Here is a 17,668-nt window from a genome sequence, read left to right on the forward strand (position 1 = left end):
ACCGCCGCGCCGACCGCGACGTACGGCGTCGACGGCAGCCGGGACGGCAGCCGGGACCGTGGCGGCCGCAGCCGGGACACGCCCGACGGGCCACCACCCCGGCCGAAACCCCGCGATCAGCCCCGCCTGCGCCGGGCCAGGACGCACAGCCCCGCCACCCGCCAGGACCAGGACCGCCGCGCCGACCGCGACGTACGGCGTCGACGGCAGCCGGGACGGCAGCCGGGACCGTGGCGGCCGCAGCCGGGACACGCCCGACGGGCCACCGCCCCGGCCGGAACCCGCGCTCAGCCGCGCCTGCGCCGGGCCAGGGTCAGAGCCCCGCCGCCCGCCAGGACCAGGACCGCGGCGCCCGCCGCCACGTACGGCGTCGACGAGTTGCCGCCGGTCTCGGCGAGGTCCGCCTCGGCGCGGGCGCCCTGGGGCTTCACCTCCGCCGGGGGCCGGTCGGCCTTCGCCGGGGGCTGCTCGGGCTCGTCCGCGGGGGCGGCCGGGGACTCGCACGTCGCCTCGGCCAGGGACACGGTGCCCTCGACCTCGGCGACGTTCAGGTCGAGGGGGTTGACGGAGACCTTGAGCCGCAGCGCGGTGGCGGCGGCCGTGCGGGAGGTGGTCTCCCGCGCCGAGAGGTCGAGGCGTACCTCGCCGACGCCGGGCACCTTCACGTCGGTCGTGCCGCCCGCGGTCAGCGTGACCTTCTTGCCGAGGACCGTCACGGGGCCCAGCAGGTCGGCGTCGGCGACCGGCTTCTTCCCGGCCTCGCAGGTCGCCCGCGCGGTGACCTCCCGCACCTCGACCACCGAGAGCAGCGGCAGGCCGGGGAGGTGCAGCCTGGCGCGGGCCAGGGTCGTGCTGCCCTCACTCTTCCCGGCGGTGGCCGTCGCCCTGGCCTCGGCGACGTCGGCGCGCAGGACGCTGAAGGGCTTTCCGCCGCCGACGCCGTCCAGCCGGACGGTGAGCGCGGTCTTCTCGGCGCTCTCGGGTGCCTGCACCTCGTTGAGGGTGACCGCGAGCGGGACGTTCACGGTCTTGTCGAGCAGGGAGACGTCGAGCCCGGTGCGCAGCACGGCGGCGCTCGCGCGGCCGTGGTCACCGGTCGCGTGGGCCTGTCCCGGGCCGGCCAGGACCACGGGACCGACGGCCAGGGCCGTGGCCGCCGCGACGGTGGTGAGACGGCGTGCGGGCATGCGGAAGGTGTTGCCGTTCAAGGTGGTGGGACCCCCAGTGAGACATGCGTGCGAGGCACGCATGAGCGACGTGCTTGGGACCCGGACAGAATGTCCCCGGGTCCGCCGAACCGTCAGCGAACCCAGGGCACTTCACCCCTTCGTGGGGTTTTGGCGAACCTTTTCGAATCCTCCGGTACAGACGTTCCCCGGTGTCACTCCCGTCGGCTAACCGACGACCCGCCCGTTGAGCACCACCCGGCGCGGAGCGCCGAGCACGCGCACGTCCGCGCGCGGGTCCCGCTCGAACACCACCAGATCCGCCGGTGCGCCCTCGTCCAGGCCGGGACGGCCCAGCCAGCGGCGGGCCGCCCAGGTCGTCGCGGCGAGCGCCTCGACGGGCGGGATGCCGGCGGTGACCAGTTCGGCGACCTCGGCCCCGGCCAGTCCGTGGGCGAGGGCGCCGCCCGCGTCGGTGCCGACGAAGACCGGGATACCGGCGTCGTAGGCGTTGCGCACGGTGTCGTAGCGGCGTTCGTGGAGCCGGCGCATGTGGGCCGACCAGCGCGGGAAGCGGGTCTCGCCGCCGTCGGCCAGGGCCGGGAAGGTGGCGATGTTGACGAGCGTGGGCACGATGGCGACCCCGCGCTCGGCGAAGAGGGGGATGGTGTCGTCGGTGAGCCCGGTGGCGTGCTCGACGCAGTCGATGCCGGCCTCGACCAGGTCGCGCAGGGAGTCCTCGGCGAAGCAGTGCGCGGTGACGCGGGCGCCCAGACGGTGCGCCTCGGCGATGGCCGCCTCGACGGCGCCGCGCGGCCAGCAGGCCGACAGGTCGCCGAGGTCGCGGTCGATCCAGTCGCCGACCAGCTTCACCCAGCCGTCGCCGCGCCGGGCCTCCTGGGCGACGTAGGCGACGAGGTCCTCCGGCTCGACCTCCCAGGCGTAGTTGCGGATGTAGCGGCGGGTGCGGGCGATGTGCCGGCCGGCCCGGATGATCTTCGGGAGGTCCTCGCGGTCGTCGATCCAGCGGGTGTCCGAGGGCGAGCCCGCGTCGCGGATGAGGAGGGTGCCCGCCTCGCGGTCGGTCAGCGCCTGCTTCTCGGCGACGTCCTCGGGCACGGCCCCGTGCCGGTCCAGGCCGACGTGGCAGTGCGCGTCGACCAGTCCGGGCAGCGCCCACCCCTCGACGGTGCGGACGTCGGCGGCGCCCGTGGGACGGTCGTACGTGATCCGGCCGTCCACCACCCACAACTCGTCCCGGACCTCCTCCGGTCCGACGAGCACCCGCCCCTTCACGTGCAGCACCGCGCGATCCCTCATGTCCCGCACCCTAGACGGTGCCCGAGCCCGCGTCCGGGGCCCGGTCACCGGCGGCCGCCGCGCGGGCGCGCGGTGCGGACGCGTACCCGGCCCCGACGGCGCTCGCGACGGCGGCGAGCGCGAGGACGGCGGTAACGGGGTTGACGTAGCCGGGGACGTCGTCGCTGGTGTAGTCGCCGCCGCCGGTGGTCTCGCAGACGAAGCCCAGCGGCAGGAAGGAGACGGACTGGTCGACGACGTTCAGGGCCCGCTCCTCGTGCCCGGGCGTGCGGCAGGGCGGCGCCGGTGCGGAACTCGCGCCGCCGCCGGACTCCATGACGGCGCCGGTCACGTGCAGCAACCCCCAGGCGTACACCGCGAGGGCGGCCGCGCCGGCGAACGCGGCGAGGGCGTGCAGCGGCGGCCCGGCGCCCGGGCCCCGGGCGCGGCGGGCGGCCAGGACGCTCGCGCCGTGACCGGTCAGACCGAAGGCCGCCACCACGGCGACCACCACGACCAGCACAAGTACCAGGAACACGGGCCCAGTTCATCAGACGGTCACCGCCGCGGCTGTAGCGGAAGCCACAATTCCGGGCGTGGGGGTGTCGCAACGGAAGCACTCCGGCGCGAGTGCCGACGGGTGCCATGGTTACTCTCGACTCCGTACGCGACGTACCGCGTCCGTACGCGACGCACCCCGCGTCACGTACCACCGCCGCACCGAAGAGAGCACCGCCGTGACCCACCCGCTCCTGGACCTCGCCCCGCTGACCGCCGGCCGTTTCGCCGCGATCGAGGACCGGATCGCGCGCCTGCTCGGCACCGGCCAGGACGTGGTGGTCATGCAGGGCGAGGCGCTGCTGCCGCTGGAGGGCGCCATCCGCGCCGCCGCGGGCCCCGGCACCGTCGCGCTGAACATCGTCACGGGGCCGTACGGGCAGACCTTCGGGGACTGGCTGCGGGACTGCGGCGCGACCGTGCACGACCTCGCGGTGCCGTTCCACCGGGCCGTCTCCGCCGAGGAGGTCCGCCGCGCCCTCACCGAGCACCCGGAGATCGATTTCGTGTCCCTGGTGCACGCCGAGGCGGCGACCGGCAACACCAATCCGGTCGCGGAGATCGGTGAGGCGGTGCGGGCGCACGGCGCGCTGTTCTACCTGGACGCGGTGGCCTCCGTGGGCGCCGAGCCGGTGCTGCCGGACGCGTGGGGCGTGGACCTGTGCGTCATCGGCGCGCAGAAGGCGATGGGCGGACCGGCCGGGGTGTCGGCGGTGTCGGTGAGCGAGCGGGCCTGGGCGCGCATGGCGGCGAACCCGAACGCCCCGCGGCGCTCGTACCTGTCGCTCCTCGACTGGAAGGAGCGCTGGATCGACGGCGGGCGCAAGGCACTGCTGCACGCGCCGGCGCAGCTGGAGATGCTGGCGCTGGAGGCGTGCGTCGAGCGCATCGAGACGGAGGGGCCCCGGACGGTGATGGCGCGCCACGCGTCCGCCGCGGCGGCCACCCGGGCCGGCGCGCTGGCGCTGGGCGGCGGCCTGGAGCCGTACGTCCGGGAGGCGCGGGACGCGGCGCCGGTCGCGACGACGCTGCGGGTGCCCCCGGGCACCGACGCGTCACGCCTGGTGGCCCGGGCCCTGGAGTCCGACCCCGCGCTGCCGCTGGCCGCGGGCGGGGGCGCGCTGGCCCGGGAGATGGTCCGGGTCAACCACTACGGTCCGGACGCCACGCCGGGCGTCGTGGAGAGCTGCCTGGCGGCACTGGGTGCCGCACTGGCCGAGACCGGGGCGGCCACCGACCCGGGCGCGGCCCGGCGCGCCGTCGAGGCGTCCTGGGCCGATCAGGACGGCGCGAACGGCGCGGGTCTTTCCGGAGCCTGAATTCCGTGAATTTGCCGAAGCCATCAGAATGAATTCGGCAATTCTTTTGAGTAGAGCCATCCGTGTTCTTCTGCCCGCTTTTCCGGGACCTAAACGCTAAGATTTCGATAAGTTCCGGACCGGCATTTCGGACACGCGGCGCACAGGTTACACGATTGTGACCCGTTACACATGCTGACCGATTTGCGGCCTTCCTCCAGGTCAAATCATCCCAAAGTGTCGACGTTTCGCGCGGTGGCACGCGCCCGCGTGATATCACAAGGACCGCTTACACGTAACCCCGTCCGGCGATGCAATTTCGAATTTCGCTGGGTAATTTCATTTGCATGACTGCCGTGCAAGCAGACCTGCAAATCGATCGTCCGAGAGTGGCCGACGGGGCCGCCCTGTGGCGGATAGCCAAGGACTCGAAGGTCCTCGACGTGAACTCGTCCTACAGCTATCTGCTCTGGTGCCGTGACTTCGCGGCGACCTCGGCCGTCGCCCGCGACGGGCACGGCGTGCCAGTGGGTTTCGTGACCGGCTACGTACGGCCCGACCGGCCCGACACGCTGCTCGTGTGGCAGGTGGCGGTGGACGAGGCTTACCGTGGTCGAAGGCTCGCGGCTGCGATGCTCGACGGGCTCGCCGCACGGACCCTCGCGGAGTGCGGGACGACGACCTTGGAGACCACCATCTCCCCCGACAACACAGCGTCCCAGCGGCTGTTCACCTCGTTCGCCGAGCGCCACGGCGCCGGTCTGGAGCGCGAAGTCCTCTTCGACACGGACGAGTTCCCCGACGGGCCCCACGAGCCCGAGGTCCTGTACCGCATAGGCCCGCTCACCGGCCCGGCCCGCGGCTGACCGTCCGGCCCCTCGCCGGCTCCCCCGAACTTCCCGGCCGGGACCGCGACCGGTCCCACCGGATCCGTACGACCTGCCTCTCCCCCCTCACCCCACGAGGAGCGATTAGTCGTGACCATCACCCAGCCCGACCTCAGTGTCTTCGAGACCGTCGAGTCCGAGGTGCGCAGCTACTGCCGCGGCTGGCCCACCATCTTCGACCGTGCGGTCGGCAGCCGCATGTACGACGAGGACGGCCACGAGTACCTCGACTTCTTCGCCGGCGCGGGCTCGCTCAACTACGGGCACAACAACGCGGTCCTCAAACGCGCGCTGATCGACTACCTGGAGCGGGACGGCGTCACGCACGGTCTCGACATGTCGACCACCGCCAAGCGCCGCTTCCTGGAGACGTTCCAGAACACCATCCTGCGGCCGCGCGACCTGCCGTACAAGGTCATGTTCCCGGGCCCGACGGGCACCAACGCCGTGGAGTCCGCGCTGAAGCTGGCGCGGAAGGTGAAGGGGCGCGAGTCGATCGTGTCCTTCACCAACGCCTTCCACGGCATGTCGCTCGGCTCGCTCGCCGTGACCGGCAACGCCTTCAAGCGGGCCGGCGCCGGTATCCCGCTGGTGCACGGCACGCCCATGCCGTTCGACAACTACTTCGACGGCACCGTCGAGGACTTCATGTGGTTCGAGCGGCTGCTGGAGGACCAGGGCTCCGGCCTCAACAAGCCGGCCGCCGTGATCGTCGAGACGGTGCAGGGCGAGGGCGGCATCAACGTCGCCCGGGCCGAGTGGCTGCGTGCCCTGGCCGACCTGTGCGAGCGCCAGGACATGCTGCTCATCGTCGACGACATCCAGATGGGCTGCGGCCGTACCGGCGCCTTCTTCTCCTTCGAGGAGGCGGGCATCACGCCGGACATCGTCACCGTCTCCAAGTCGATCAGCGGCTACGGCCTGCCCATGTCGCTGTGCCTGTTCAAGCCGGAACTGGACGTCTGGGAGCCGGGCGAGCACAACGGCACCTTCCGCGGCAACAACCCCGCCTTCGTCACGGCGACCGCCACGCTGGAGGCGTACTGGGCCGACGGCTCGGCGATGGAGAAGCAGACCCGCAAGCGCGGCGAGCAGGTCGAGCAGCACATGATCGCCATCACCGAGGAGAACCTCGCGGACGTCAAGGAGTACCGGGGCCGCGGTCTGGTCTGGGGCCTGGAGTTCCACGACAAGGCCCGCGCGGGCCGGGTCGCCAAGCGCGCCTTCGAGCTGGGGCTGCTCATCGAGACGTCCGGCCCCGAGAGCGAGGTCGTCAAGCTGCTGCCGGCCCTCACCATCACGCCCGACGAGCTGGACGAGGGCATGAAGACCCTCGCCCGGGCCGTCCGCGAGACGGCCTGACCGTCCCGCGCCACCACCCCCGCTTCCGGCGCCTTCGGCCCGCGGCCGCGGGCGCCGGGGACCCCTGCACATCCCTCACCTAGGAGGCATCGCAACACCGTGATCGTCCGTTCGTTCAAGGAGTTCGAAGGCACCGACCGGCACGTGAAGAGCGCGACCGGCACCTGGGAAAGCACCCGGATCGTCCTCGCCAAGGAGAAGGTCGGCTTCTCCCTGCACGAGACGATCCTGTACGCGGGAACCGAGACGTCGATGTGGTACGCCAACCACATCGAGGCCGTCGTCTGCACCAAGGGCGACGCCGAGTTGACCGACCGCGAGACGGGGAAGACGTACCACATCACGCCGGGCACGATGTACCTCCTCGACGGCCACGAGCGGCACACGCTCAAGGTCAAGGAGGACTTCCACTGCATCTGTGTCTTCAACCCGCCCGTCACCGGACGGGAGGATCACGACGAGAACGGCGTCTACCCGCTGCTCACCGAGGAGGTGTGAGTCATCGTGACCATCACGACCACGAACATCACCGATCTGTACCCCACCCGCGGTGCCACCGAGGTGGCCACCCCCCGGCAGGACCCGGTGGTCTGGGGCAGCCCCGACACCCCGGGCCCCGTGTCGGCCGGTGACCTCCAGTCGCTGGAGCGCGACGGCTTCCTCGCCGTGGACCAGCTCATCGGGCCGGACGAGGTGGCCGAGTACCAGCGGGAGCTGCAGCGCCTCACCACGGACCCGGCCGTCCGCGCGGACGAGCGCTCGATCGTCGAGCCGCAGTCCAAGGAGATCCGGTCGGTCTTCGAGGTGCACAAGATCAGCGAGGTCTTCGCGAAGCTGGTGCGCGACGAGCGCGTGGTCGGACGGGCCCGACAGATCCTCGGCTCGGACGTCTACGTCCACCAGTCGCGGATCAACGTGAAGCCCGGCTTCGGTGCCAGCGGCTTCTACTGGCACTCGGACTTCGAGACCTGGCACGCCGAGGACGGCCTGCCCAACATGCGCACCGTCTCGGTCTCGATCGCGCTCACCGAGAACTACGACACCAACGGCGGTCTGATGATCATGCCGGGGTCGCACAAGACGTTCCTCGGGTGCGCGGGGGCCACGCCGAAGGACAACTACAAGAAGTCCCTGCAGATGCAGGACGCGGGGACGCCGTCCGACGAGGCGCTGACGAAGATGGCCTCCGAGTACGGCATCAAGCTGTTCACCGGCAAGGCCGGCTCGGCGACCTGGTTCGACTGCAACTGCATGCACGGTTCGGGCGACAACATCACGCCCTTCCCGCGCAGCAACGTGTTCATCGTGTTCAACAGCGTGGAGAACACGGCCGTGGAGCCGTTCGCGGCACCGATCCGGCGGCCGGAGTTCATCGGCGCGCGGGACTTCACCCCGGTGCGGTGACCCGCGACTGATCTCGGGCAGGGGCCTCTTCGTGTGGGACGGGAGGCCCCTGCCCGGTGCTGTCCGCGGATTCTTCCCGGCCCGCCGGGCGGATGCGCTCTCAGCCCGCCAGTACGTCCAGCAACCGGTCCACGTCGGCCTCGGTGTTGTACACGTGGAAGGCGGCCCGGAGGTTGCCCGCCCGGTCGGACACCTGGACACCGGCCTCGCCGAGACCGCGTTGCCGGTGGCCGAGCCCCGGCACGGACACGATCGCGGAGCCCGGCGCGGGCACCGGCTCGTGGCCCAGTGAGCGCACCCCCGCGCGGAACCGGTCGGCGAGAGCGGTGTCGTGCGCGTGCACGGCGTCCACGCCCAGCTCCTCGACCAGGGCCAGGGAGTGCCGGGCTCCGGTGTACGAGAACAGGGCGGGGCTCTCGTCGAACCGCCGGGCGGAGTGCGCGAGTTCCTCGACGGGGCCGTAGCAGGAGTCCCAGGGGTGCTCGCCGGTCGCCCACCCGGCGAACAGCGGCCTCAGCCCGGCCGCCGCGCCCAGGTCCTCCGGCACCACGAGGAAGGCGACGCCGCGCGGGCACAGCACCCACTTGTAGCCGACGGCGGTCACGTAGTCGAAGTCGTCCGCCGCCGTCGGCAGCCAGCCGCCCGCCTGGGAGGCGTCGATCAGCGTCCGCGCCCCGTGCGCCCGCGCGGCCTCCCGCAGCGCGGCGAGGTCGGCGATCCGCCCGTCGGCCGACTGCACGGAGCTGACCGCCACGAGCGCGGTGTCCGGGCCCACGGACTCGGCCAGCCGCTCCAGCGGCACGCTGCGCACCTTCAGATCGCCGCGTGTGTACAGCGGGTTCACCAGGGAGCTGAAGTCCGCCTCCGCGGTGAGCACTTCGGCTCCCGAGGGCAGCGACGCGGCGACCAGCCCGCTGAAGGTGGCGACCGAAGCGCCGGTCGCCACCCGGGTGGCGGGGACCCCCATGAGGCGGGCGTACGCGGCCCGGGAGGCCTCGACGTCGGCGAACATGTCGAGCGGCCTCCCCTCCGCCGCGGACACCGCCGCGTCACGCATCGCCCCGACGGTCCGGGCGGGCAGCAGACCGGTGCTCGCGGTGTTCAGGTACGTGGTCTTCGGGGTGAACTCGGTACGGACGAGGATCTCGAAGCTCTCCATGGCACCACTGTGCGGTCCCGCGACCTCCCCGTCCATCGCGTATTTCTCCGCGGGTTCTCCAAGCATCGCTTATGAAACCCGTCCCACCTGCGACGACGGCCGGCGCCTCAGCCCCGGGGCACCGCGCATCCGTCCGGGCCGCAGGCGTCGGCGTCGCCCCCGTCGTCGATCAGCTTCAGCGGCGTGCGCTCGCCCCACGCCTGCGTCAGTGCCTGGGCGAAGACCTCGGCGGGCTGGGCGCCCGAGACGCCGTAGGCGCGGTCGAGCACGAAGAACGGCACCCCCGTCGCCCCGAGCTGGGCGGCTTCGCGCTCGTCGGCGCGCACCTCGTCGGCGTAGGCGGCGGGGTCGGCGAGCACCTTGCGGGCCTCGTCCTCGTCGAGCCCCGCGTCGGCGGCCAGCTCCACGAGCCGCTCGTCGTCGTCGAACACGGAGCGCTCGTCGGCGAAGTTGCCCCGGTAGAAGGCGTCGAGCAGGGCCTCCTGCCGGCCCCGCTCCTTGGCGAGGTGCAGCAGCCGGTGCATGTCGAAGGTGCTGCCGTGGTCGCGGCCCCGGGTGCGGTAGTCCAGGCCCTCGGCGGCGGCCTGCGCGCCGAGGTTGTCCTCGCCCGCCTGTGCCTGCGTCTCGCTCATGCCGTACTTGGCGGTGAGCATCGTCAGCACCGGCTGCACGTCGTCCTTGGCCCGCCCAGGGTCCAGCTCGAACGAACGGTGCACCACCTCGACCCCGTCACGGTGCGGGAAGGCCGCGAGCGCCTTCTCGAAGCGGGCCTTGCCCACGTAGCACCAGGGGCAGGCGATGTCGCTCCAGATCTCGACGCGCATGTCTCGGCTCTTCTCCAGGTCGTACGGCTGCGGAGGCCCTCTCCGCCTCGTACGTGAACCTTCAACCAGCCGGGCCCATTCCCGCCGCCCCTCAGCTGCCGTCCCGCAGGTCCGCGGGCCAGGACGGCCGGAACTCCAGGCGGTCGTACCTCACGGTGCAGCCCTCCCCCGTGGGCGCCTGCGCGAGGAAGCCCACCAGGGCCGCCCCCGTCTCCTTCTCGTCACCCAGCGTGAAGAGCCGTACGAAGGTCCAGCGCTCCCCGTCGAGGGAGGCGTGGAAGGCGAAGGCCCGTCCGGTGCGGCTGACGCGGAACCAGACGGAGTCGCCCTCGACGGTGAAGGAGTTGCAGTCGTCGGAGTGGCCCCGGGTGACCACCGTGCAGACGGTGGGCACGTCCGGCGAGTACTCCAGGCACAGCTTGGCCCAGGCCCGCTCCCCCACGTGCACGTACAGCACCCCGGCGTCGAAGGCGCCGGCGAAGCCGACGGACACGCGGGCGATCAGCTGGAAGTCCCCGTCGGGCGCCCCCAGCAGCCGCGGCGCGTCGGACACGGACTCCAGGGACTCCCCGGTGGGCGGCACGAACCGGTCCTGGCGGGGCCCGGCGGTTCCGGTCAGCACACCGTCGGCGTAGGACCAGTCGCCGGCGGGTCCGTAGGGGTGGAGAACGAAAGGCAGTTCGGCGATTCTGAGAGTCATGGTGTGATCATCCCAGGCCCCGGCGGGTGCCCGCCTTGCTGGTCCTCATCCGCCAGGGCCCCGGCATCCGCCCCGGACGGCCGACTCCCCCTTTGCGCCAGGAGAAACCCCGCACGTTCCTCAAGGACTCGGCGGCGGGCTCGTAGTGACGCGCCTGCGCCGTTCCGTGCGCGCGATGTCCGCACAGAGACGGTCGATGTCCGCCTCGGTGACATGGGGCATGGTGATCAGATGGGTCCGCCCCTCGACGTGCAGCAGGTTCCAGCGGTCGCACACGTCCTGCTGCGGAGCGTCGAAGAGCACAGTGGTGTTCCTGTGCGGTCGCTCCGGCCGCATGCCGCATTCACGGAGGCGCTTCTCCGCGTACTCCGCTGTCCGCAGACACCCGTGAACCCGCTGCGCGAGTCCCTGTCGGCCCAGTCGCCGGAGTTCCTGCCACAGAATCACGGGGGAAAGGGCGTCCCTGGAACCGCTGATGGTGTCGTCGTCCGCCCCCACCGCGGCGTCGTGCACCCGGACGGTCTCAACGTGCCGATGACGGGCGAGAACGATACCGCAGGGAATCGGGCTGCCGATCATCTTGTGTCCGCTGATGGCGACGGAGTCAGCTCCGTCGGAGAACCCCCAGGGGGCCGGGCGGGGCCCGAGAGCGGCCAGGAGTCCACCGAACGCGGCATCGGCGTGCACGTGAGCGCGACATGTCCCCGCCTCGGTCAGAGCCCGTTGGACACCTGGCAGGGCGTCGACGGCTCCCCGGCCCGTGGTGCCGATGGTGGCAACCACCACCGCCGCTCGTGTCCCGTGTTGTGACAGGGCGGTTCGTAAGACGTCCGTGTCCATGGCACCTTCGGCGTCCGTGGCCACGGGTTCGTACTGCATGCGCAGCAGCCTCGCGATCTTCGGGATGGAGTAGTGGGCCTGAGCCGAGGCGTAGAGAACAGCGTCCGGGAAGCGCTCCCTGCCGACGTAGACACCGAAGATGTTGCTTTCCGTTCCCCCGTTGCTCACATATCCGAACACCTCGTCCGAAGGCGCACCGGCGAGGTCGGCGAAAAAGCCGACCACAGCCCGCTCGAACCGCTTGCTGTGCAGGTGGTAGTCCGTACTGCCGTAGGGGCTTCCCGCGTTGTTGCCGTGGACGGCCAGGTATCGGGCCAGGTGGCGATAGTCGAATTCAAGGTTCACCGGAAAACCGACCATGTGGTCCCGCGCCCGATACATCTCGTCGGCCATCTCCTCCAGCATGGTCCTGTCGGCCTTGAGTTCGTCCGCGGTCCTTGGGAGACCTCCGATGGTGAGGTCGGCATCTGCGACGGTGGGTTTCACGGAACTACTCCTCTGTCCCGGACGGTTTCAGTTGCACGGTCCGCCGGCGACAGCGCTCGCCGCGGCCCACAGGACGGTTTGAGCCTGCATCGGATTCAGGCGGGGATCGCACAGGGTGGTGTAGCGCCGCGGATCCATCCGCGCAGCGTCTCCCGCACTCACGCATTCGCCCACATCGGCCGGTGTGGCCTCAAGGTGGATGCCGGCCGGTACACCGCCGGCCGCGGTCACGCAGTGGTGGAACCGCCTGAGTTCAGTCGTGATGTCTTCGACGACACGAATCTTGGTGCCTTCTTGTCGCCGAGTGTTCGCATGCATGGGATCACACATCCAGAGCACCGGGCACTTCGCGTCACGCGCCGCCGCGACCAGAGGCGGCAGGATCTTTTCCACTTTCTCCGCGCCCATGCGGGAGATCAGCGTCAAACGCCCCGGCTGTCCCCGCGAGTTGAGCACACGGCACAGGTTCCTGACATCTCGGGGCGTGGCGGAGGGACCGATCTTGCAGGCAACGGGGTTGTGGATCGCTGCCAGCAGCCGCACGTGGGCATGGTCGATCTGGCGGGTCCGTTCGCCCACCCACGGCCAGTGAGTGGACGTCAAGAACAAGCGGCCCATGGCATCTCGGCGCAGCAGGCCCAGTTCGTAGTCGAGAACGAGAGCTTCGTGGCTGGTCCAGATCTTCGACAGGGAGGCCGGCTCGTCGCGCCGGTCGTTCAGTGCGGCCAACACGCGGCCTGCGCTGCGGTAGCACTCCATCATGTGGTCGGAGAGATGCCGCCTGTCTCCTTCCGTGGCTCCGGGACGGTTGACCATGTGTCCGCGGTAGACGGCGATCTGTCGGCCCTCGACCGTCTCCATGGGCTCCGACCTCGGTTTGGCGTACTGCCCGGCCATACGGCCGACGCGCACGACCTGCCTGCCTGTGATGAGCTGCCAGGTGGCGGCCAGCGCATCTATCAGTCCCGCCATCCGCTCGACGGAGTGCGGATCCGATTCCCTTGGCTCTTCGGCGCAGTTGCCCACCTGAACGACGCTGAGCGCGCCACTCGCACACCGGTCGAGCAACTGACCGAGCTGGACGATCTCCTCGGGCCGGACAAGGGGAGGGAGGGCCGTGAGCCGGTGCCTGCCGTCACTGGCCCGTCCGGTGTCCTCCCACACCGGCTGCTGGCGGGCGGGAATCCCGCGCCACTCGGCCAGTTCCCGCTCCGAGAGCGGTTCGAGGAGGTCACAGACGCCTGACTGTGTGCCGGTCCCGGTCACTTCCTTCCCCTCCTGACGCTGGAGACGGTGTCGGACGTCCGGGGTGCGTTCGGCAAGCCCCGGCACAACAACAGCACCGCGTCGGCCACGTCCTCCCCGCGTGCACCCAGCCCGCTCTGGAAGTGCCTCCGCACTGCTTGCTCCCGGTCGGGTGCCAGTGACGATCCCTGATCGGCGACCCGCGTGCGCTGCACCTCCGCGGAGAGGCGTGCCCGCTGTTGCAACAGGCCGATCACCACCGTGTCCAGCTCATCGATTCGCAGGCGCAGAGCGCTGATCTGTGCCTCGGCGGTCCCCGAGCCGACTGCCTCCGGCGGGGGGCCGCCTCGTTCCCTGGTACGGCCGCGGTCAGAAGAACCCATGATGACGTGACCTCTTTCATGCGAGGCGCGGGACGTTGTACGTCCCGGCCCAACGGATACGACCTGCCCCGCTGCCACGTGCTGGTGTGGGGATCCCCACGGGTGCGGGACACCTCCTCCGATTACCTCGCATCGCGCCCACGACGCTGGACCTCACCGTCGGCGGAGTGCGCGTGTTGAACGCCGTACTCCGGCCGAACGAAGAGACGTCCGTGAATGTCGGACGATGCCGGGGTGCGGTGAGCGCGATCGGACCCCCGCCCGCCGTCGTCCGGTCATGAGGACGGCCCGGGGAGGGGCGTCCTCGCCGGGAGAAACGTGTCACCGGCTGTCGCGGTCACCTCGACCGTCTCCTGTGGTCCGGCGGGGGCGGGGAGGATGACGGTGCCGTCGGGACCGGTCACGGCGGTATCTGTGCCGACCCGTACGGCGGCTCCCTGAACCGGCCGCTCGTCCCCGTGGATGTCGGCGGTCACCCGGGCCTTGATCGTCGACCGGGGCGAGGACGACGTCACCGTCAGAGCGAGCTGGAAGGGCCTCGGCATCGTGCCGGGACAAGCTGCGACCGGCGGCAGCCCGTTGGCCCGCTTGCCCAGCCATGACGAGGAGACGGTTCCGGCCTTCTCCACGCCCGGCTGCCCGTCCTCGGGCCTGGGCGTGATCTGGCGGTACCGCAGCGCGCTCCTGAGATGCCCGGCCTTGGCACCCTTCGCGTCGGTCGCGACGAGGTTGTCCTCGATCACCACTTCGGCGGCGACCGTACCGGTAACCGTCTGCGTGCCGTTCAGGAAGTAGTCGCCGTCGTCGCTGTAGTCCTGGTAGCGGACGGAGAAGGTCCCTCCGGTGATGTCTCCGCCAAGGGTGATCACAGCGGTGCCGGAGCTTTTGCCCTTGACCACGTGGACTCCGGGCATGTCGTAGCTCGACCGGTAGTCCTGCGGCGTCGGCGCCCAGGAGCCGACCTCCGTGGTGACGGTGGGCACAGGAGTGGTGGGCGGGCGGTTGATGCGGGCGACGACCAGTTCGCTGGGGGCTGTCCCCTTCTGCTGTACGTACGCGTTGGCGCCCGCCGCCGGGGGGACCAGGGAGCGCCCCTGGAGAAGAACCCGGGTCGAGTCCGGGCTCCACACCTGCTGGCCGGAGAGGTTGTTCGCGGGGATGTCCGTGCCGCCGCCGTAAGGGTTGAGCGGTTGGCCCACGAGGTGTCCGTTGCGGTCGCCTCCGGCGGGCAGTAACCACGGGTGCAGGTCGCACGCGAAGCCGGGGCGGCTGGACACGTAGTAGATCGCCTCGATGGCCCGGGACAGGTTGACGAAAGGCCGGGGCAGCGGCAGGAGACCCAGGGCCGTCATGCGGTTCTGGGTACGCCAGGACGCCGTCAGCAGCAGATCGCTGTCGGGCGAGACAGCTCCGTCCTCGTTCCAGTCCGGATACCCGGTCAACTGGGTCACGCGTCCGGTGCGCAGGTCGATCTTCTGCTGCTGCGGGATGCCTCCCGGCTGTGCGGCCAGCACCACGGCCGACCGCCCGCCGTCCGCGAAGGACTTGAACTCCTGGAGCGAGCCGCCGTTCGCCCAGCCGTCCGGATCGGTGTCCGTCGGGCCTGCCGGTCCGGGGGGATTGACCGCGCGCGGATCGGCCAGGCTGTAGTCCGAAACGCCGCGTTCCAGCGCGGCGACGATCATGACCAATCCGTCCGGGCGTGTGATCGAGTACCCGAGGTGGACCCCGTCAGGCGCCAGATGGTAGGTCCGCCGGCCGAGGTTGCGTTGGCCGGGAGCGGCATCGGCGGACAGATCGACCGGCAGCCACTGGTGGCTGCGACAGTCGAGCAGACTGGGGGCGCATTCGAGGATCTTCACGTTGTCGCCCAGTTCGTTGGCCAGGAACATGCGCTTCCGGTCGGGGAACGCGTAGGCGAACCCGCCGACGACGCCAGGGTGATCGGACATGGAGCAGGTCAGGCAGCGCGCGTTGGCGCCGTCCGCGTCCGCGATCCACTCCCGACCGCCGTTGTAGTCCTCGAACAGGATGTGCCGACCGTCCGGGAACCAGGTGGGGCCCCACGGCATCACCCCGGCCGGCACCGGCACGGCGTCGCGCTGCACCGCGTAGAACGGAGCCGCGCCCGCCTTGCTCGCGGAGCCGTCCGCGGGAACCGCGACCGGTGCGGGGACGGCCCAGGCGAGACATCCTGCGGCCAGGGCCGCGGTCGGGACGCGCCCCCTGAACTTGCGTGAGGCACTCCTGCGGCCCTTCACTCCGCTCGGCAGCGTCATTGCCCTCCTCCTTCTCCTTCGAGGGTCCGAACGGCTTCAGGATCGTCCGTACGGACGATCGTCACCGGCGGCTCGGACAGCTCTCCGGTCACCCCGACGGTCAGGACGTCCGGTGCAGCATCGGCACATGGCGGGCCATCCCCTCAGGTAGGCGGAACGCCGCCACCAGGTCCTCACTGCGGCCATGAAGGGCGTCAAGGGCCTCGGCCCGCAACTTTGGCAGCCGCCGCGCGGCGGAACGGTCGATCCTGCCTTCGGCCAGCAGCCGACCGACCCAGGGAACGGCCTCCTTCACCAGGAACAGCCGCAGCAGCAGCTCCGTGGTCTCGTCCTGCGGCCGGAAGCACCTGACGGCCTCCCGCATCGCACGGACGTTCAGGTAGTCCATGAGCGGGCCGGCCTGGTTGCGTCCCCCGTCCTCCTTGATCGCCGTCTCCAGTGAAGTGCGCGTCAGAGCCTCGGCCAGGGCGGGGATCTCCTCCACCCCCTCACCACCGGGAGGCTCCTGTTCCTGGGCCAGGAGCAGCGGCCCGGCTTTGGCCCAGATAGCGAGGTTGTCACCCTCCGCCGTGATGGCGCCCTCGTTGAAGAGCAGCCGCTCGGTGATCAGGTTCGCCGGGAAGAGCGCCTGGGCACCGCACCGCTCACGGGCCTCCAACATGGCCTGGCGCATCCGCCAGGTGATCCATCCCTTGGCGAGCAGGGTGAGGGGATCTGCCGGGATGTCGACCAGGGTCCGGGTCCACGCCGAGGCCACACAGGTGTCGGCGATCGCCTCCAGCAGCCGGTCGGAATGGCTTCGGATGCGCCACAGAGGCCAGTCCTCCGCGGCGACGAAGCGGGTTCGCCGTTCCTTCGCGTACTGCACCGAGAGGCCCAGAGACTGGCGAGCACCGCCGGTGGCCACTCCCATCATGCACAGCTTGCCGTTCTCCACCCGGCGGATCGCCTTCAGGAAACGGTGGGGTGCTCCCGTCTCGCTGACCAGGGTGGCCCCGTCCAGGCGGCCGTGCTCGCCCTCGACCAGCGCATCAGGAGGAAGACGGACGTGGTCGAAACGCGTGAGGCAGTGATCGACGGCAGGCCCCACCTTCCAAGGGAGCGGCTGCACCTGCACACCGGGGTGGAACCGGTGACCGTCGTGGAGGGGGACGACGAAACCGAAGACGCCCTCGTCCCGTTCGCGCATCTGCAGACGCGCGAAGACGACCGCCGTCTTGGGCCCCCCGAGCAGCCCGGTGTTGGGCATGAACTTCGCCGCTCCCGCATGCGGCGTGTGCAGGTCGAACCCGTGCCCGTTCCAGGTGGCGGTCGTCTCCATGAACGCGGCCCCGTTGCCGTGTTCCACTTCCGTGCACAGGAAGGTGCCGATCTGACCGCGGAAGGCACCGATGTCCCGTCCCGCGTCCACCAGCGTCCCCAGGAACAGGTTGTAGTGGATCCCTGCCACAGTGGCGAGGCTTCCGCAGGTCGCCCACTCGTGCAGGGCCATCAGCCTCTCGGTGTCCTGCACGAAGCGTTCGGGCTCGTCGACCGGCACATGCTCCATCAACGCGTAGGCGCGCCTCAGTTGCTCGTCGGGCGGGACGGGTTCGTACAGATCCTCCTGGTCGTAGAAGCGCCGCCACGGCTCGTGCACCTTCTCCCACCGGTCGCCGAACATCAGCCTGTGCAGTGCGCTGCTGCGGTCGGGCATGTCCGAAACCTTCCGTCTTTTCGGGGCCTTGTCGCACGGCGAGCTCGAGCGGTGCGTGCCGGCATGAGCACGCGAGCCGTTT

At 70.8% G+C, this 17,668-nt stretch carries 15 protein-coding genes; 5 read left to right on the forward strand and 10 right to left on the reverse strand.

Translation table 11 applies throughout. The annotated features are described in order from the left end of the window. Window positions 1-287 precede the first annotated feature (287 nt). From EV562_RS32415 to EV562_RS32425, 3 genes are all read right to left on the reverse strand, one after another. Window positions 288-1,208, reverse strand: a complete 921-nt coding sequence (locus EV562_RS32415; protein WP_166662108.1) for an SCO1860 family LAETG-anchored protein — start codon at window positions 1,206-1,208, stop codon at window positions 288-290. 186 nt (window positions 1,209-1,394) lie between these two features. Next, window positions 1,395-2,486, reverse strand: coding sequence for an amidohydrolase family protein (locus tag EV562_RS32420; protein ID WP_133890439.1), 1,092 nt, complete (start codon window positions 2,484-2,486; stop codon window positions 1,395-1,397). A 10-nt stretch (window positions 2,487-2,496) separates the two neighbouring features. Then, a complete protein-coding gene (locus tag EV562_RS32425) occupies window positions 2,497-3,003 on the reverse strand; it encodes a hypothetical protein (protein ID WP_133890440.1) in 507 nt (168 codons plus the stop codon). 199 nt (window positions 3,004-3,202) lie between these two features. Between EV562_RS32425 and EV562_RS32430 the strand changes: the two genes are divergently transcribed. The 5 genes from EV562_RS32430 to thpD all read left to right on the forward strand — a co-directional run bounded on the left by EV562_RS32430 (window position 3,203) and on the right by thpD (window position 7,974). Next, a complete protein-coding gene (locus EV562_RS32430) occupies window positions 3,203-4,342 on the forward strand; it encodes an aminotransferase class V-fold PLP-dependent enzyme (protein WP_133890441.1) in 1,140 nt (379 codons plus the stop codon). 326 nt (window positions 4,343-4,668) lie between these two features. Beyond that, window positions 4,669-5,187, forward strand: coding sequence for a diaminobutyrate acetyltransferase (gene ectA / locus EV562_RS32435; RefSeq protein ID WP_133890442.1), 519 nt, complete (start codon window positions 4,669-4,671; stop codon window positions 5,185-5,187). A 111-nt stretch (window positions 5,188-5,298) separates the two neighbouring features. Further along, window positions 5,299-6,570: a diaminobutyrate--2-oxoglutarate transaminase gene (gene ectB / locus EV562_RS32440; RefSeq protein WP_133890443.1), complete on the forward strand. Its 1,272-nt coding sequence runs from the start codon at window positions 5,299-5,301 to the stop codon at window positions 6,568-6,570. A gap of 99 nt (window positions 6,571-6,669) precedes the next feature. Beyond that, window positions 6,670-7,068, forward strand: coding sequence for an ectoine synthase (locus EV562_RS32445; RefSeq protein ID WP_133890444.1), 399 nt, complete (start codon window positions 6,670-6,672; stop codon window positions 7,066-7,068). A 6-nt stretch (window positions 7,069-7,074) separates the two neighbouring features. Further along, window positions 7,075-7,974, forward strand: coding sequence for an ectoine hydroxylase (gene thpD / locus EV562_RS32450; protein WP_166662109.1), 900 nt, complete (start codon window positions 7,075-7,077; stop codon window positions 7,972-7,974). Window positions 7,975-8,074: 100 nt separating this feature from the next. On the opposite strand, the gene EV562_RS32455 is transcribed toward thpD, so the two are convergent. The 7 genes from EV562_RS32455 to EV562_RS32490 all read right to left on the reverse strand — a co-directional run bounded on the left by EV562_RS32455 (window position 8,075) and on the right by EV562_RS32490 (window position 17,586). Then, complete coding sequence (locus EV562_RS32455; protein ID WP_133890515.1) at window positions 8,075-9,169, reverse strand: aminotransferase class V-fold PLP-dependent enzyme; 1,095 nt, start codon at window positions 9,167-9,169, stop codon at window positions 8,075-8,077. 71 nt (window positions 9,170-9,240) lie between these two features. Beyond that, entirely contained in the window at window positions 9,241-9,957 is a 717-nt protein-coding gene (locus EV562_RS32460; protein WP_133890445.1) for a DsbA family oxidoreductase, read from the reverse strand. A 91-nt stretch (window positions 9,958-10,048) separates the two neighbouring features. Continuing rightward, window positions 10,049-10,657, reverse strand: coding sequence for a DUF1349 domain-containing protein (locus tag EV562_RS32465; RefSeq protein WP_133890446.1), 609 nt, complete (start codon window positions 10,655-10,657; stop codon window positions 10,049-10,051). Between the two features lie 120 nt (window positions 10,658-10,777). Continuing rightward, the gene (locus EV562_RS32470; RefSeq protein ID WP_133890447.1) at window positions 10,778-11,983 is read right to left on the reverse strand and encodes a histidine decarboxylase; all 1,206 of its coding nucleotides are present in this window, start codon (window positions 11,981-11,983) and stop codon (window positions 10,778-10,780) included. A 27-nt stretch (window positions 11,984-12,010) separates the two neighbouring features. After that, the gene (locus EV562_RS32475) at window positions 12,011-13,249 is read right to left on the reverse strand and encodes a 3-deoxy-7-phosphoheptulonate synthase (protein WP_133890448.1); all 1,239 of its coding nucleotides are present in this window, start codon (window positions 13,247-13,249) and stop codon (window positions 12,011-12,013) included. Between the two features lie 637 nt (window positions 13,250-13,886). Then, complete coding sequence (locus tag EV562_RS32485) at window positions 13,887-15,890, reverse strand: hypothetical protein (protein ID WP_133890450.1); 2,004 nt, start codon at window positions 15,888-15,890, stop codon at window positions 13,887-13,889. A gap of 100 nt (window positions 15,891-15,990) precedes the next feature. Continuing rightward, entirely contained in the window at window positions 15,991-17,586 is a 1,596-nt protein-coding gene (locus tag EV562_RS32490; RefSeq protein ID WP_133890451.1) for an acyl-CoA oxidase, read from the reverse strand. Window positions 17,587-17,668 lie beyond the last annotated feature (82 nt).

The organism is Streptomyces sp. BK208 (assembly GCF_004364245.1).
GTDB lineage: Bacteria > Actinomycetota > Actinomycetes > Streptomycetales > Streptomycetaceae > Streptomyces.